The organism is Embleya sp. NPDC020886 (assembly GCF_044333915.1).
Lineage (GTDB): Bacteria > Actinomycetota > Actinomycetes > Streptomycetales > Streptomycetaceae > Embleya.
Genome location: NZ_JBIRRX010000001.1, coordinates 819,795 through 835,723, shown reverse-complemented (window position 1 = coordinate 835,723; position 15,929 = coordinate 819,795). Strand labels below are relative to the sequence as shown.

Annotated in this window: 12 protein-coding genes, 1 pseudogene and 1 riboswitch; of the genes and pseudogenes, 3 read left to right on the top strand and 10 right to left on the bottom strand. The window is 70.8% G+C overall.

Annotation, left to right across the window (positions count from 1 at the left end; translation table 11 throughout):
- Positions 1-11: 11 nt before the first annotated feature.
- The 7 genes and pseudogenes from ACH4U8_RS03455 to ACH4U8_RS03425 form a co-directional block, all read right to left on the bottom strand.
- Entirely contained in the window at positions 12-1,022 is a 1,011-nt protein-coding gene (locus ACH4U8_RS03455) for a beta-ketoacyl-ACP synthase III (protein ID WP_360310571.1), read from the bottom strand.
- Positions 1,023-1,344: 322 nt separating this feature from the next.
- A pseudogene (locus ACH4U8_RS03450) lies at positions 1,345-2,277 on the bottom strand (ACP S-malonyltransferase); the annotation flags it as partial.
- Positions 2,278-2,374: 97 nt separating this feature from the next.
- Positions 2,375-3,541 carry a helix-turn-helix domain-containing protein gene (locus ACH4U8_RS03445; RefSeq protein ID WP_360310569.1) on the bottom strand — a complete coding sequence of 389 codons (1,167 nt, stop codon included), beginning with the start codon at positions 3,539-3,541 and terminating at the stop codon, positions 2,375-2,377.
- 4 nt (positions 3,542-3,545) lie between these two features.
- Positions 3,546-4,325 carry an adenosylcobinamide amidohydrolase gene (locus ACH4U8_RS03440; protein ID WP_360310567.1) on the bottom strand — a complete coding sequence of 260 codons (780 nt, stop codon included), beginning with the start codon at positions 4,323-4,325 and terminating at the stop codon, positions 3,546-3,548.
- Complete coding sequence (locus ACH4U8_RS03435; protein WP_395775712.1) at positions 4,322-5,131, bottom strand: ABC transporter ATP-binding protein; 810 nt, start codon at positions 5,129-5,131, stop codon at positions 4,322-4,324. Before ACH4U8_RS03435 ends, ACH4U8_RS03440 begins: the two co-directional genes overlap by 4 nt.
- A complete protein-coding gene (locus ACH4U8_RS03430) occupies positions 5,128-6,180 on the bottom strand; it encodes an iron ABC transporter permease (RefSeq protein WP_360310563.1) in 1,053 nt (350 codons plus the stop codon). Before ACH4U8_RS03430 ends, ACH4U8_RS03435 begins: the two co-directional genes overlap by 4 nt.
- Before the next feature lie 10 nt (positions 6,181-6,190).
- Positions 6,191-7,177 carry an ABC transporter substrate-binding protein gene (locus ACH4U8_RS03425; RefSeq protein ID WP_395775711.1) on the bottom strand — a complete coding sequence of 329 codons (987 nt, stop codon included), beginning with the start codon at positions 7,175-7,177 and terminating at the stop codon, positions 6,191-6,193.
- Between the two features lie 112 nt (positions 7,178-7,289).
- Positions 7,290-7,352, bottom strand: a riboswitch (cobalamin riboswitch).
- 177 nt (positions 7,353-7,529) lie between these two features.
- On the opposite strand from ACH4U8_RS03425, the gene ACH4U8_RS03420 reads away from it, so the two are divergent.
- The 3 genes from ACH4U8_RS03420 to ACH4U8_RS03410 all read left to right on the top strand — a co-directional run bounded on the left by ACH4U8_RS03420 (position 7,530) and on the right by ACH4U8_RS03410 (position 9,796).
- Positions 7,530-8,264, top strand: a complete 735-nt coding sequence (locus ACH4U8_RS03420) for a pirin family protein (protein ID WP_360310559.1) — start codon at positions 7,530-7,532, stop codon at positions 8,262-8,264.
- Positions 8,265-8,355: 91 nt separating this feature from the next.
- Positions 8,356-8,820 carry a MerR family transcriptional regulator gene (locus ACH4U8_RS03415; RefSeq protein WP_379991600.1) on the top strand — a complete coding sequence of 155 codons (465 nt, stop codon included), beginning with the start codon at positions 8,356-8,358 and terminating at the stop codon, positions 8,818-8,820.
- Positions 8,798-9,796, top strand: coding sequence for an aldo/keto reductase (locus ACH4U8_RS03410; RefSeq protein ID WP_395775710.1), 999 nt, complete (start codon positions 8,798-8,800; stop codon positions 9,794-9,796). Before ACH4U8_RS03415 ends, ACH4U8_RS03410 begins: the two co-directional genes overlap by 23 nt.
- A 60-nt stretch (positions 9,797-9,856) precedes the next feature.
- Here ACH4U8_RS03410 and ACH4U8_RS03405 read toward each other — a convergent pair whose 3' ends face one another.
- The 3 genes from ACH4U8_RS03405 to aceE all read right to left on the bottom strand — a co-directional run bounded on the left by ACH4U8_RS03405 (position 9,857) and on the right by aceE (position 15,393).
- Complete coding sequence (locus tag ACH4U8_RS03405; RefSeq protein ID WP_395775709.1) at positions 9,857-11,020, bottom strand: ARPP-2 domain-containing protein; 1,164 nt, start codon at positions 11,018-11,020, stop codon at positions 9,857-9,859.
- Positions 11,017-12,405 carry a hypothetical protein gene (locus ACH4U8_RS03400; RefSeq protein WP_395775993.1) on the bottom strand — a complete coding sequence of 463 codons (1,389 nt, stop codon included), beginning with the start codon at positions 12,403-12,405 and terminating at the stop codon, positions 11,017-11,019. Before ACH4U8_RS03400 ends, ACH4U8_RS03405 begins: the two co-directional genes overlap by 4 nt.
- Before the next feature lie 252 nt (positions 12,406-12,657).
- Positions 12,658-15,393 (bottom strand): pyruvate dehydrogenase (acetyl-transferring), homodimeric type, encoded by a 2,736-nt coding sequence (gene aceE / locus ACH4U8_RS03395; protein ID WP_395775708.1) that lies wholly within the window; start codon positions 15,391-15,393, stop codon positions 12,658-12,660.
- Positions 15,394-15,929: the final 536 nt, after the last annotated feature.

The window sequence follows — 15,929 nt, the reverse complement described above, 5'->3', positions numbered from 1 at the left end:
CCGACAGGGGACTACGGAAGCGTAATGACCTGGCCCGCGTAGACGAGGCCGGCCCCGAATCCCATGATCAGTGCCGTTCCGCCGCTGACCGCTTCGCCGCTTTCGAGCATGCGCTCCATGGCGAGCGGGATGGACGCGGCGGAGGTGTTGCCGTTCTCGGCGATGTCCCGGGCGACCGGCACCTCGGCGGGCAGCTTCAGCGCCTTGATCATCGCGTCGGTGATGCGCATGTTGGCCTGGTGCGGGATGAACGCGTCCAGGTCCTCGGCCTTGACGCCGGCGGCGTCCAGCGCCTGTTCGCACACCTTGGCCATCTCCCACACGGCCCACCGGAAGACCTTCTGGCCCTCCATCTTGAGCGTGGGGAAGTCCTGCTCGGGCCGGTCGCGCAGGTCGTTCCAGTCGACGGTCTGGGTGATCGCCTCGGACTGCGAGCCGTCCGAACCCCACACGACGGGACCGATGCCCGGTGTGGCGGAGGGACCGATCACCACGGCGCCCGCGCCGTCGCCGAAGATGAACGCGGTGCCGCGGTCGGCCAGGTTGGTCAGGTCGCTCAGTCGCTCGACCCCGATCACCAGGACGTACTCGGCACTGCCGCCGCGGACCATGTCACTGGCCAGCGTGACGCCGTAGCAGAAGCCGGCGCAGGCCGCGGAGACGTCGAACGCCGCCGCCCGCCCGCCGCCCGCGCCCAGTCGGTGCGCGATCTCGGTCGCGATCGCCGGGGTCTGCTTGAGGTGGGTGACCGTCGAGACGATCACGCAGCCCACCTGGGAGGCGTCCAGACCGGCGTGCGCGAGGGCCTTGCCGGCCGCGGCGATGGACATCTCCGCGACGGTCTCCTCCGCGGACGCCCAGCGCCGGGTCTTGATCCCGGAACGGCTCTGGATCCACTCGTCGGACGAGTCGATCCGGTCCACCAGCTCGGAGTTGGGCACGATCCGAGCCGGGCGATACCCGCCGACACCGAGGATGCGCGCGTGTGCGGCTCCGGCGCGAGGGGTGATGGAAGCGGTCACGCGTGGTCCTCCCGTACGGGTTCGAGGCCGGGTGGGTTCGCGGCCGGATGCGAAGCGGATGTCGCGACGAGGATCACGGCGAGCTCTGCGGGTGGATGCGCAACAGCGGCATGCCGGGGGCGACCGGGTCGCCGTCCTCGACGAGCCACTCGACCACGGTGCCGCCGTGCGGAACGGTGATGCTCTGCTCGTCGCGGTGCGAGCGCACCGTGGCGACCCGGGCACCGGGCGCGAGAGCGTCGCCCGACTTGATGTCGGTGAGCTCGATGACGCCCTTGAACGGCGCGACCACCAGGCGCCACGTGGGCGAGGCGTCGATCGTGCTGGGGCTGCCGTGCCGCTCGACCAGCTTGCGGGCGGCCTCCAGGTCGTCCGGGGTCTTGAGGGCGACCGTTTCCACGCCGGGCAGGGCGCGCTTGGCCAGACCGGTCAGGGTGCCGGCCGGGGCCACCTCGATCAGCCCGGTGACACCCAGGTCCTTCATGGTCTCCATGCACAGGTCCCAGCGCACCGGGTTGGAGACCTGGGTGACCAGCCGCTTGACCACGTCGCGGCCGTCGTGCAGCACGGCCCCGTCGGAGTTGGAGATGAACGGGGTGCGCGGGTCGCGCACGGTGACGCCCGGAACCAGCTCGGCCAGCCGGTCCACCGCGGAGGCCATGTGCTCGGTGTGGAAGGCGCCGGCCACCGCGAGCGGACGCACGCGGGCCTTCTCCGGCGGGTCGGCGGCGAACGCGGCGAGCTGCTCCAGGGTGCCGGCGGCGACGATCTGGCCCGCGCCGTTCATGTTCGCCGGGGTCAGCCCGTGTTCGGTGATCTTGGCGAGTACGGTCTCCGGGTCGCCGCCGAGCACCGCGCTCATGCCGGTCTGCGTGACGGCCGCTGCGGCGGCCATCGCCTTGCCGCGCTCACGCACGATGGTCATCGCCGACTCGGCGGTGATCACGCCGGTGCCCGCGGCGGCGGTCAGCTCGCCGACGCTGTGGCCGGCGGCGGCGCCGACCACGCGGTAGGCGTCGGAGGGGTGCGGGAACAGGGCGAGGGCGGCCACCAGACCCGAGGCCACGAGCAGCGGTTGGGCCACCGCCGTGTCCCGGATCTCGTCCGCGTCGGCCTTGGTGCCGTAGTGGATCAGATCGAGGCCCGTGACGGCGGACCACCAGCGCAGCCGATCGGCCACGCCGTCGAGGTCGAGCCAAGGGGCGAGGAATCCGGGCGTCTGGGCGCCCTGTCCGGGAGCGACGAGTACGAGCACGAGGTCAAGCCTCTCTCCTGCGAGGGGTGTGAGCCCCTTATCGGCAGGGACGAAGATCCGATGGTGGCTTTGTGGGTTTCCTACAAGAGTGTCTCGACTAGATCTCGATTGCGGCGAGCCGGCCGAGGATCAGTGAGACCTGGAGGGTGAATGCGGAACGGGTCTCCGTCGGTACGAGTCCGGTCACGTCGACCACACGTCGCAGCCGGTAGCGCACGGTATTCGGATGTACGAAGAGCATTCTGGCGGCCCCCTCCAGGCTCGCCGCCTGCTCCAGGTACACGGAGAGTGTCTCCAACAGTGCGGAGCCCGCCGCGTGCAGAGGTATGTAGATCTCCTCCACCAACTGCTCCCGAGCCTCCGCGTCACCCGCGAGCGCGCGTTCGGGCAGGAGATCGTCGGCGGACACCGGGCGCGGAGCGTCCGGCCACGCCACGCACGCCCGGTGTCCCGACATCGCGGCCTGGGCCGAGCGCACCGCGGCCAGCAGGTCCGGCACCTCGGGGCCGACCACCACCGGGCCCGGGCCGAACTGGCCGATCAGCGAGCGGGTGGCCCGGATCGGATCGTCGGTGCCACCCAGGATCACCACGAGGCGTTCGCCCTGGACGCCGGTGAGCACGTTGAGTCGGGCATGTCGCCCCGCGCGGTGGATGCCGTCCACCACCGCCTGCGAGTCCGCGTCCGGCGCGTTGCCCACCACCACCATGACCGAGTCCGGCGAACCCCAGCCCAGTGCCGAGGCGCGGGAGAGGATGCCCTCGTCCGCCTCGCCGCGCAACAACGAGTGCACGACCAGCGCCTCCAGCCGCGCGTCCCACGCGCCGCGCGTCTCGGCGGCGTGGGCGTAGACCTGCGCGGTGGCGAAGGCGATCTCGCGGGAGTACAGCAGCAGCGCCTCGCGCAGCGCCTGTTCGTAGCCGGGCGCGGCCAGCGTGGCGATCTCGGCCTCGACCACCTCGATCGTGGTGCGGATCAATTCCACCGTGTGCGGCAGCGTGATGGTGCGGGTCAACTCGCGCGGTGCGGTGCCGAAGACGTCGGCGCTGACCTTCTGCGGCGTCTCGGGGTGCCGGAACCATTCGGTGAACGCGGAGATGCCGGCCTGGGCGACCAGACCGATCCAGGAGCGGTTGTCCGCGGGCATGTCCCGGTACCAGGGCAGTGCCTCGTCCATCTTGGCCAGGGCCGCTCCGGCGAGCGCGCCGGCGGACTTCTCCAGCCTGCGGACGGTGGCGGCACGCAAATCGGGCTTGGAGGTCACGGGGTCATTCTGCTCTGTCACGTGGCCGGGAGTGGTGGGGGCTCGCTCGGGGCGAGTCGTGAGCGGCGCGAACGCGGTCGTGGCCGCGGCGGCGGATGTGGTCGGCACGGGCGCCTTGGAGGACGGCGGTGTGGACCGCGCGGGCCAGGCGGGCGCCCCACAGGGAGCGGGGGCCGGCGAAGGGTTCCGGGGGGTCGGTGGGGTGGGGAGTGTGGGCGGCGATGCAGATGGCGTCCGAGGGGGTGCCGGTGCAGGCGTAGCCGGCGGTGAGGAGGGCTTGGACCTTGGCTTCGGTGGCGGTGGCTATCGCGTTGATCAGGGCCGCGTCGGAGAGGGGCGCGGGGATGGCGGCGAGGATGTTGATGGTGCCGGGAGCGGGGATGCCCGGGGTGCCGGGGACCGGGGCGGCGGCCCAGGTGGGGATGCCGATGCCGGTGGTGACCGCGGCTTCGACGCCCTCGTCGGCGCCGTGCGTCCAGGCGGTGACCTCGGCGGCGGTCATCAGACCCACGCCGAGGGTGCTCGGCAGGCCCAGGGGCGCGGCGACCTCGTGCAGGTGGGTGACCGGGTCCATCCGGTCGTAGCCGGGGCGTACCTGCATGTTCAGCACCCAGGAGCGTTCGCCGATGCCGCCGCCGAGCAGTGCGGAGGAGGCCATTCGCCAGCCGGGACCGGCCCGCCAGAGCAGGGCCGGGCGGCGCACGCCGTCCTCGTCGCGCCAGATTGCTGTCGGCCACAACAACGGGTTCGCCGGCGCCTCGCGCGGGCCGGGCAGGGTGCTCATGCGTCTTCCTCGCTGTCTCGGCCCGCGTGCCCCGGGCGGATCAGGTGCACTCGTGGGCGGCCGTCCGGACCCGGCTCGACCGATACCCGCGCCTGGTAGTGCTCGGCGATCGACGCGGGGGTGAGCACCTCGGCGGCCGATCCGAAGGCCACCGGCCGCCCGTCGACCAGCATCAGCAGCCGGTCCGCGTACTGCGCGGCGACGCCCAGGTCGTGCAGCGTGGTGAGCACCGTGAGGCCGTCGTCGCGGCGCAGGCCGTCGACGATCTCCAGCACCTGTTGTTGGTGACCCAGGTCCAGCGCGGTGGTCGGCTCGTCCAGGAGCAGTACCGGTGCCTGCTGGGTGAGGGCGCGGGCCAACACCACGCGTTGGCGTTCGCCGCCGGAGAGGCGGCCCACGTCGCGGCTCGCGAAGGGGCCCAGGTCCAGGCGCTCGATCACCTCGTCGGCGATCGCCCGGTCGCGCCGCCCGGGGCGGGCCAGGTAGCCCAGGTGGGGGGTGCGACCGAGCAGGATGTACTCGTGCACCGGCATCTGCGCGGGCACCACCGGGGTCTGCGCGGTGTAGGCGATGCCGCGGCCCGATTCGCGTCGGGTGAGTTTGCGGACCGGGCGGCCGGCCACGCTGATCGAGCCCAGGTAGGGCAGCAGCCCGGCGACCGCTTTGAGCAGCGTGGACTTGCCCGCGCCGTTGGGGCCGATCACCGCCAACCACTCGCCGGGCTCGACCTCCGCGTCCACCCCGCGCAGCACCGGAACCCCGTCGCGGTCCACGCCGGTGTCGCGCAACAACAACCGGGCGCTCACACGTCCACCTTGCGGGTGCCACGCAGCACGAACACGAAGAACGGCGCGCCGACGAACGCGGTGACCACACCGATCGGCAGCTCGCCGGGCGCGGTGATGGTCCGGGCGAGCAGGTCGGTGAGCACCAGGAAGGCCGCGCCGCACAGCAGCGACATGGGCAACACCCGGCGGTAGCTGCCGCCCACGAAGCGCCGCACGATGTGCGGCACGACGATGCCGACGAAGCCGATCAGGCCGCTGATCGCGACCGCCGACGCGGTGGCGAGGGAGGCGGCCAGGAGCACCACCAGGCGCACCCGGCCGGCCCGGACACCCAGGCCCGCGGCTTCCTCGTCGCCGACCGACATGACGTCGAGCAGGCGTCCGTGCAGGAGCAGCACCGCGGTGCTCAGCAGCGCGTACGGCAGGATCATCCGCAGATCGGCCCAGCCGATGCCGGACAGCCGGCCGAAGATCCACGAGTAGATCCGCCGCAGTTCGTCGGTGTTCGCGGACTGCACGTAGGTCTGCGCGGCGGCCAGGAACTGGGCGACCGCGACGCCGGCCAGGACCAGGTTCGCGGTGCCGTCCGAGCGGCCGGTGCTCGCCCCGAGCCCGTAGGCGAGCAGCACCCCGCCCATCGCGCCGACGAACGAGGCGAGCGGCACCACCGGGATCCCGCCCACGCTGTTGCCGTCGGCGTAGACGATCACCAGCGTCGCGCCCAGGCCCGCGCCGGAGGCGGCGCCGAGCAGGTACGGGTCCGCCAGCGGGTTGCGAAAGACGCCCTGATAGCCGGCGCCCGCCATGGCCAACAGCCCTCCCACGGTCACCGCGGCCAGCACCCGGGGCAGCCGCAGGTCCATCAGGACCGCGTACTGGACCGGGGACAGGCCATGGTCCAGGTGTACCCACGGCAGCTTGTCCAGCAGGGCCAGCAGCACCCCGCTCGCGGGCAGATCGGCCGCCCCGACGGTCAGTGCGAGCACGACGACGCCGACCAGCAGCACGCCCGCGCCGAGCAGGGGCAGTACCGCCGGTCGGGATCGCCCGGGCAGGAGGTCGCGCACGGGAGGGCCGTCAGCCCTGCGCCGCGCCGGCCTTGGTGACCGCCTCCGACACGGCCCGGACCAGCTCGACCACCCGCGGGCCCCAGCGCGAGGCTATGTCGTCGTCGAGCCCGACCACGCCACCCTTGCGCACCGCGGTCACCCGGTCCCAACCCGACCGCTTGCCCACCACGTCGGCGTTTTGGCCGCAACACTTGGTGTCGGCGAGGAAGACCAGATCGGGGTTGGCCTGCAGGAGGTATTCGGCGGACAACTGCGGGTAGCCGGTGCCGGCCTTGTCCGCGTCGTCGGCGATGTTCTTCAGGCCGAACTGCGCGTACACCTGACCGAGGAAGGTCTTGGAGGTCGAGGTGTAGAGCGTGTTGTCCAACTCGTGGAAGTAGCTCAGCTGCTTCGCGGGCTTGGGCGTCGCGGCGACGATGGCCGCGATGTCGCCCTTCATTTTGGTCGCCACCTCGCCGGCCTGCCTGCTGTGCCCGGTGGCCGTGCCCAGGGTGGCCAATTGGGCGTACGAGTCGTCGAAGGACTTCGCCGCCGGCGTCAGCACGACCGGGATCTTCAGCTTGGTCAAGGACGCGACCAGGCCGTCGGTGTCGTCCGAGGCGACCACGAGGTCGGGGGTGTAGTTGGTGATCGCCTCGATGTTCGGCTTGAAGCCGGACAGCTTGGTCTTGGGCGCGTCCGCCGGGAAGTTCGACTGGTCGTCCACCGCGGTGACCTGGCCGCCCGCGCCGATCGCGAACAACATCTCGGTGGCGCTGGGCGCGAGCGAGACGATCTTCTTGGGGGCACTCGCGATGGTGACCTTGCCGCCGCCGGAGTCCACGGTGGCCGGGAACGCCTTGGCGTCGGGACCCGATCCGGCCGAGCCGCCGGTCGCGGTCGGCGTGCCCTGGGCCTTGTCGTCCTTCGAGTCGTCCGAGTCACCGCAACCGGTGAGGACGAGCGCGCCCAACAGCAGCACGGTGGCGGAACGAAGCAGGGGTACGGATCTCAACGAAGACTCCAGGTCCTTCGACGCGGCAGGCGTCGGGACCCGTGGAGACGGATCGCCCCTCCTGCGAGGCCGATGTCGTCGGCGCGAACGAGGCGACCCGGCTCGTCCCCGATCTCCCGGGCGTCCGGGCGGGGCATCACGGTTGCGGGACAGCGCCGGGATCCCACCGGACTTCGCTGCGTTCGACGCCGTCGGCGACAAACCGGTCGCCGACGCGCGAACGATATCAACGGGGTCGTTCACCCTGGGTGATCGGGGCCGGATTACGGGCGATCCATCGACAATCGGGCGCTCGTCGGCGGGGCGCGGGGCATGGGGAACAGTGCGCCGCCGGTCCGTGGTTGAACCGGGCATGACCACCTTCGACGTGCGCCGGGCCGGCGAACGTTTCCACACCCGCGCAGGCTGGCTCGATTCGCACCACAGCTTCTCCTTCGGCCGGCACTACACGCCGGACAACACCCATTTCGGACTGCTCCTGGTCAGCAACGACGACACGGTGGCGCCCGGCACCGGCTTCGACACCCACCCGCATCGGGACATGGAGATCCTCACCTGGGTCCTGTCCGGGGCCCTGGTGCATCAGGACTCCGAGGGCCACAACGGGATCATCCATCCGGGCCTGGCCCAGCGGATGAGCGCCGGTCGCGGCATCCTGCACTCGGAGCGCAACGACGTGGACTCCTCGGACCCGGTGCACTTCGTGCAGATGTGGGTCGTCCCCGACGAGGACGGGATCGCGCCGGGCTACCAACAGCAGGACGTGCGGGCCGAGCTGGCCCGCGGTGACCTGGTGCCGGTCGCGTCCGGTCGCCCCGGCCACGACGCGGCGATCCGGATCCACCAGAAGGACGCCGCGCTGCACGCGGCGCACCTGCCTGCGTCCGGCACCGTGACGCTGCCGGACGCACCGTTCGTGCACGTGTTCGTCGCCCGCGGGATCGTCGACCTGGAAGGGGCCGGCGTGCTCGCGGCGGGTGACGCGGTGCGGGTGTCCGACGCCGACGGGCTGCGGCTCACCGCCTTCCCGGACGGCCCGGCCGAGGTGCTGGTGTGGGAGATGCACGCGGGATTGACCCGGGCGTGAGGATTCGTGCTTGCTTGGAGTGCGCTCCAACTCCGTAGCGTTCGTGTCGTGCCCGTCCCACCGGGGCGGGCTTCCCACCGGAGGCTCACCGATGTCGGCCACGCAACAGGTCACCACACCCGAGGACTACGAGGTCGGCAAGTACTCGATCGGTGAAGTGGTCGAACGCACCGGTCTGACCGCGCACACGCTGCGCTGGTACGAGCGGATCGGCCTGATGCGGCACGTGAGCCGGCAGGGCCCCCGGGCGGGAGGAGACGGGAACGGGCGGGGCAGTCGTCGTCGCTACAGCGACCACGATCTGGACTGGCTGGAGTTCGTCGGCAAGATGCGGCTGACCGGGATGCCGGTGGCGGACATGCTTCGCTACGCGGAGATGATCCGCCTGGGCGACGAGACCCGGGCCGCACGCCGAGAGTTGCTGGAGGACCACCGCGAGGAGGTCCGCAACCGGATCAGCGATCTCCAGAGTTGCCTGCTCGTGATCGACTACAAGATCGAGACGTACGCGGACGCGGAGCGGAGTAACGACGATGAGCACTCTCAAGCTGGGTAGCGACGGTCCCGAGGTCTTCGCACAGGGCCTGGGTTGCATGGGCATGAGCGCCTTCTACGCGGGGGCCGAGCACGACGAGTCGGTGGCCACGCTCGAACGTGCCCTCGACCTGGGTGTCACCCTGTTCGACACCGCGGACGTCTACGGCCCGCACACCAACGAGGAACTGCTCGGAGCCTTCCTCGCCGAGGGCGGCCGGCGCGAACGGGTCACCCTGGCCAGCAAGTTCTCGATCACCGTCACGCCCGAGGGGGAGCGGGAGGTGCGCGGCGACGCGGCCTACGTCAAGCAGGCGGCCGAGGCCAGTCTGCGTCGGCTGCGCACCGACGTGATCGACCTGTACTACATGCACCGCCGCGACGTCCGGGTGCCGATCGAGGAGACCGTCGGCGCGATGGCGGAGCTGGTGCGCGAGGGCAAGGTGCGACACCTGGGCCTGTCCGAGGTGACCGCCAAGGAGTTGCACGCGGCGGCGGCCGTGCACCCGATCGCCGCCGTGCAGTCGGAGTGGAGCCTGTTCACCCGCGACATCGAGGACGGCGTGGTGCCGGCCACCCGCGCGGTGGGCGCGGCACTGGTCGCCTACTCGCCGCTGGGTCGGGGCTTTCTGACCGGCGCCTGGGCCAGTGCGGAGACCCTGCCGGAAGGCGACTTCCGCCGCTCCCAGCCGCGCTTCACCGGCGACAACGCCGCCGCGAACGCGGCCATCCTGGCGCCGCTGCACACGATCGCCCGGGCCCACGACGCCACCCCCGCGCAGGTCGCGCTCGCCTGGGTGCACTCGCGCACCGCGGCGTGGGGCCTGTCGGTGGTGCCGATCCCGGGCACCACCAAGCGACACCGCCTGACGGAGAACGTGGGCGCGGTCGACCTGGTGCTCACCGAGGCCGAACTGGCCGCCCTCGAACCGATCGCCGAGCAGGTCACCGGGGCGCGCTACCCGGACATGACGGCGACCTTCAACGACCGCGACTGAACCCGGCCGCAGACCGCCCCGCCCGGAGACCGCCCCGCCGCCGATCCGGCGCGGGGCGGCTCAGCCGCGGCGGCGTCCCTCGCGCTCCAGGCGGTCCACCTCGTGTTGCCGGAGCATGCCCTCGAAGCCCGATTCGCGGATGCGCCGGGCCAACGCGGACGGCGTACTGTGCAACGCGGTCGCCGTGGCGTCCAGGGCCCAGTCGTGCGCGTGCAGCGTGGTGAGCAGGTGCCCCCGGCGGGTCTGGGCCGGGGAGAGCCGAAACGTCTTGCAGTACGCCAGCCGGCCGTCCTGGTGGGTGATCCGCTCGCCGATGTGGTTCTCCTCGTCGAGGCGGAACGAGGGCAGGAACCGGGACAGCTCGAACGGCCCCAGGCGGTACACCGATTCGTGCGTGTACGCGCCCTCGCCGGTGAGCCCGGACAACATCAGGTGGTGGAACCGCTCCCAGGCCCCGACCTGTCCGTCCGCCGCGCGGCGCAGGTCCGCCGGCGAGGACACCCGCTCGGCCTCGATCTCCACGACGAAGTCCGGGACCGCCTCGACGTAGGTGGCGTAGTGGAACAGCACCTCGCCGTACAGGTCTTCGAGCAGGGTCGCGTGCAGGGCCCGGTAGTCGGAGGGATGCGGCACCACGAACACGCTCGCGAGCGTGTCCGCGACGTAGAGCGCGACCCCGCACTGACGCGGGTGGATCTCGAACACCTTGAGCGCGTCGGCCAGACCGCGCACGGCGTACCCGCAGTACGCCTCCTCCATCCGCGGCGTCAACCCCTCGCGCACGGCCCGGTCGGTCCACTCCTCCCACACCATCGAGGGGCCGCCGAAGTGCAACGCGAGATACCCCTCCAGGGCCAGGTGCATCGGCAGGAAACGCAGTCGGTTGCCGCCCACGCCGCGGGCCATCCGGCGCACCGCGCGCCTGGGCGGCATCTTCATCCGCGCGTTGCGCGGCGTGACCGGGCGTTCCTGGAGCTGGGTGCCGAAGGCCGCCGTCGGGTCGCCCTCGGGATCCCACGACGCGACGAAGGCGTGCGGGATGAAGGACCGGTACCAGGAGCCGTCGCCGACGTCGACGATCGAGGGGTCGCCGACCCCGTACACGCGCCGATCCAGCCGCAGGCCCTCCAGCGGTTCCTCGCGCACCAGCGGCACCAGCCGGACCGCGCCCCACACCTGGGCCGGCCGGGCGACCAGCCCGGTCGCCGCGAAAGTCCCGTTCACGCCGCCGCCTTCCGGATACGGAACCGGTCCTGGCGATCAGCCAGGTAGTGGCGCAGTTCCGCGAATCCGGCCCGCCCCTCGGCGAACCGGGCCAACTCGATCAGGGCCGGGACGTCCTCGGCGTCGCGCACCCCCACCGTCGGCACGCTCGCCGACAATCGCTTCACGTCGAAGCCCTGCGCGTCGTACACCGGGTTCAGATGCACCACGGTGGTCGCCTCCTTCGGGTCCAACCGCTCGCGCCACACCCGCAACACCTCGGCGGCCAGGCCGGGCGGGCTGTTGTCCCACCCGTCCGAGACCACGATCAGGCGGTCGGGTGCCAATTCGAGCGCGTCGATCAGTCGGTGGCCCAGTGGCGTCGGCCCGCTCGGCCGGACCAGCAGCGGATCGTGCGTCCCCGAGGTCCACAGTCCGGTGAACTCCCCGGCGAGCGCCTTCAACAGGAACCGACACGCGAGCGCCACGGCCAACGGACGTTGCCGCTTGGCCGTCGAACCGAACGAGGAGAAGCTGTCGTCGAGCACCGCGACGACCCGCCCCCACGTCCCCGCGGCGGCACCGGCCACCCGACGGGCCGAGACGGTCATCGCATGGCGCAACTCGTCGTGTCGGGCCGCCCGTTCGGCCTGTGACAGGGACAGTACGTACGACGCGAGCCGGGTCAGCCGCATCTCGCCGAGATCCGCCTTGACCGCCCCGACGCCGGCCCGCTCGCCCGCCGTCTGCAGGCGCAACCGCTCCAGGCGGGTCAGTTGCGGGGCGATCTTCTCCAGGAACGTCGCGCGCTTGATGCCGTGCGCGGAGGCCAGCCCCTCGGCGACGCTGTAGGGCAGGTCGTAGAGCGCGCGCTGCGCGTAGTGCGCCTGCCGCCACGTCTCGAACAACGGCGTGGTGAACACCGGGACCCGGCGCGGCGGCGTGAACAGGAAGGTCCCCGTCTCCGCGGGCACTTCCAGATGCGCGTGCCGCATCGTCGCCTTCACCCCGGCGCGATACTTCACCGCGTCGAAGACCGGATCACGGCGGCCCGTCGTCCAATCCCGCATGATCGCCCGGGTGCGTCGGTTGTTCACGCCTCGTCGGGCCAACTCGCGAAAGAGCTTCCAGACCCGCTGCGGGGCCATCAACTCCAGCCTGCGCGCGATCAGCTCGCCCTCGCGCCGACGCACCTCGGGAGTCAGCTCGCGGCTGCTCACCAGCAGGTTCCGGACGATCAGGGCCGCGTTGAAGTCGTTGATGTCCAGCGCGAGGGTGGCGGCATAGAGCTCGCGGTAGTTGCCCACGATGTATTCGTGCAGGAACTCCACCGACAGCCGCTGGGTGTCCGCGTCGTCGCGGAACTCGCGCTGGCCGGTCGCGGTCACCGCCGCGTTGACGAACATCACCACGTCTTCGCACGCGACCAGATCCCGGCGATCCACCAGATATCCCCTCGACCGGACAAAATTGATGCCGGCCGGGGAATGGAGGCGCGAACAGCGAAGTGACGCTTAAGAGGCGATTCCGAAAGTCGCAGCCGAAGTCCCGCGGCCGGCCCCGAGAGTCTAGTCCCCGGGCAATCCCGAAGGCTCGGCAATAACGGCCGCGGCCCCGATCCGCGAACGGATCGGGGCCACGGCCGGGTCATTCGCCGGTCAGGCGTCGCCGCCGACCGTGCCCACTCCGGCCGCCTTGACGTCCAGGAGTTCGTACTTCTCGATCGCCTTCGTGACGATCCCGGGCTCGATCTCGCCGCGCCGGGCGAGCTCGGACAGCACGCCCACCACGACGGACTCGGTGTCCACGTGGAAGAAGCGCCGCGCCGCACCGCGGGTGTCCGCGAAGCCGAAGCCGTCGGTGCCAAGCGACGCGAAGTCGGCCGGGACCCAACGCGAGATCTGGTCCGGGACGGCCCGCATCCAGTCGCTGACCGCCACCACCGGGCCGGGCCGGCCGTCGAGTACTCGGGTCACGTACGGGATGTGCGGCTCGGCCTCGGGGTGGAGCAGGTTGTGCTCCTCCGCCGCGACCGCGTCGCGCCGCAGCTCGTTCCAGGACGTGGCCGACCACACGTCGGCGACCACGTTCCAGTCCTCGGCGAGCAACTTCTGCGCTTCCAGCGCCCACGGCATACCGACACCGGAGGCGAGGATCTGGGCACGCAGCGCGCCCTCCTTGGCGGGACCGTCCTGGTAGAGGTACAGACCCTTGAGGATGCCGTCCACGTCGACGTTCGCGGGCTCCGCCGGCTGCGCGATGGGCTCGTTGTAGACCGTCATGTAGTAGAAGATGTCCTCGGCGTTCTCGCCGTACATCCGCCGCAGACCGTCCTTGACGATGTGCGCGATCTCGTACGAGAAGGCCGGGTCGTACGCCACACAGGCCGGGTTGGTCGAGGCCAGGAGCTGCGAGTGCCCGTCCGCGTGCTGGGTGCCCTCGCCGGTCAGCGTGGTGCGACCGGCCGTGGCGCCGAGCACGAAGCCGCGGCTGAGCTGGTCGGCCATCTGCCAGAACTGGTCGCCGGTGCGCTGGAACCCGAACATCGAGTAGAAGACGTACACGGGGATCATCTGCTCGCCGTGCGTCGAGTACGTCGAGCCCGCCGCGATCAGCGACGCCACACAACCGGCCTCGGAGATGCCGTCGTGCAACATCTGACCCTGCGCCGACTCCTTGTAGGACAGGAGCAGCTCACGGTCGACCGAGTCGTAGGTCTGCCCGTGCGGGTTGTAGACCTTCGCGGTCGGGAACATCGCGTCCATGCCGAACGTGCGGTACTCGTCCGGAGCGATCGGCACGAACCGCTTGCCGATCTCGGAGTCGCGCATCAGGTCCTTGAGCAGCCGCACGAACGCCTGCGTCGTGGCGACCGGCTGCTTCGAGCCCTTCTTCAGCACGCTGTAGACCGGGTCGCCGGGCAGCTTGAGCGCCTTGGACCGGTCCAACCGCTGCGGCAGCGAACCACCGAGCGCGGCGCGCCGCTCGCGCATGTACTCCATCTCCTCGGACTTCTCACCGGGGTGGAAGTACGGGGGGACGTCGCCTTCGAGCTGCTCGTCCGAGATCGGCAGGTAGAGCCGGTCGCGGAACGCCTTCAGGTCCGACTTGGTGAGCTTCTTCATCTGGTGCGTGGCGTTGCGCGACTCGAAGTTCGGGCCGAGCGTCCACCCCTTCACCGTCTGCGCCAGGATCACCGTCGGCTGGCCGACGTGCTCACGTGCCGACTTGAAGGCCGCGTAGACCTTGCGGTAGTCGTGCCCGCCGCGACCGAGCTTTTGGATGTCCTCGTCGGACAGGTCCTGCACCATCCGGCGCAGCCGCGCGTCGTCGCCGAAGAAGTGCTCGCGCACGTATGCGCCGGACTCCACCGCGTAGGTCTGGAACTGGCCGTCGGGCGTCGTGTTCATCTTGTTCACGAGCGCGCCGTCGGTGTCCTGGGCCAGCAGCGGGTCCCAGTCGCGACCCCAGACGACCTTGATCACGTTCCAGCCGGCGCCGCGGAAGTACGACTCCAGCTCCTGCATGATCTTGCCGTTGCCGCGCACCGGACCGTCGAGCCGCTGCAGGTTGCAGTTGATCACGAAGGTGAGGTTGTCCAGCTCCTCACGGGCGGCCAGGCCGATGTTGCCGAGCGACTCGGGCTCGTCCATCTCGCCGTCGCCGAGGAAGGCCCACACGTGGCTGCGCGAGGTGTCCTTGATGTTGCGGTTGTGCAGGTACCGGTTGAACCGGGCCTGGTAGATCGCCCCGAGCGGGCCCAGGCCCATCGAGACGGTCGGGAATTCCCAGAAGTCCGGCATCATCCGCGGGTGCGGGTAGCTGGGCAGCCCGTTCGGGGCGGCCGACTTCTCCTGGCGGAACCCGTCGAGCTGTGCCTCGCTGAGGCGTCCCTCCAGGAAGGCACGTGCGTAGATGCCCGGGGACGCGTGTCCCTGGAAGTAGATCTGGTCGCCCGATTCCCCGTGGTCCTTGCCGCGGAAGAAGTGGTTGAAGCCGACCTCGTACAGGCTCGCCGACGACGCGTAGGTGGCGATGTGACCGCCGACCCCCAGCCCCGGGCGGTTCGCCCGCGACACCATGATCGCGGCGTTCCACCGCACGAACGCACGGATGCGCCGCTCGATGTTCTCGTCGCCGGGGAACCAGGGCTCGCTCTCCGGGGCAATCGTGTTGATGTAGTCCGTGCTGCGCAGAGCCGGCACGCCGACCTGTCGTTCACGGGCCCGTTCGAGCAGCTTGAGCATGATGTAGCGGGCTCGCTGGCGGCCCTGCTCGTTGATGACTGCGTCCAGCGACTCCAGCCATTCCCCGGTCTCGTTCGGATCGATGTCGGGGAGCTGGCTCGGGAGGCCGTCGCTGATGATCGAGAAGCGCTCTCGTCCGGAAGCCACGCTGTTCCTTCGCCTTATCGGTAGATGGGGACCCTCCCCGCGCGAGAGCGGGGTCGACCACCCTGAGCGGTGTCGCGCCGTCCCCATCGTGGTACCCGGACGTTGGATCCGTCATCTCTACCGACCGGTAATGGACCGGCGGGGTGCCCGCCTGCATCTCATGTACCGAGCCCGATCCGTGTTCGGCTACCGCGAAAGGAGCGGAGCTGCCCTGATCGTCCGGCTGTCACCGGACGCTCCTCGCGGCGGTTCGCGATTGCGGGGTGATGCAACCGTGAACCTCCAAGACCTTACGCCGACTGTCATACGGACAGCGCACTGGCGTAGTTCCCCTGGGAGGGTGTGAGGGCTTTCGCACCCCTTCGGCCGCGAGGTCGGAGCCGATGCGGGCACCAATCGCGGCGACCGGCTCCACGTGGGCGGGGTGGATCCGACCGCCGGACGGCCCCGGCGGACCCGGTGGGTTTTCTTCTGTCAGGCTGGACCCTCGAATACGTTGCGTGATCCACACCCGGTCGGGGTAGCTTCCGCACAGG

Bases quoted from the DNA above. Each gene is read 5' to 3' on its own strand.
- ACH4U8_RS03440 (WP_360310567.1), bottom strand. From the start codon at position 4,325: ATGAGCACCCTGCCCGGCCCGCGCGAGGCGCCGGCGAACCCGTTGTTG.
- ACH4U8_RS03420 (WP_360310559.1), top strand. From the start codon at position 7,530: ATGACCACCTTCGACGTGCGCCGGGCCGGCGAACGTTTCCACACCCGC.
- ACH4U8_RS03415 (WP_379991600.1), top strand. From the start codon at position 8,356: ATGTCGGCCACGCAACAGGTCACCACACCCGAGGACTACGAGGTCGGC.
- ACH4U8_RS03410 (WP_395775710.1), top strand. From the start codon at position 8,798: ATGAGCACTCTCAAGCTGGGTAGCGACGGTCCCGAGGTCTTCGCACAG.
- ACH4U8_RS03400 (WP_395775993.1), bottom strand. From the start codon at position 12,405: ATGTTCGTCAACGCGGCGGTGACCGCGACCGGCCAGCGCGAGTTCCGC.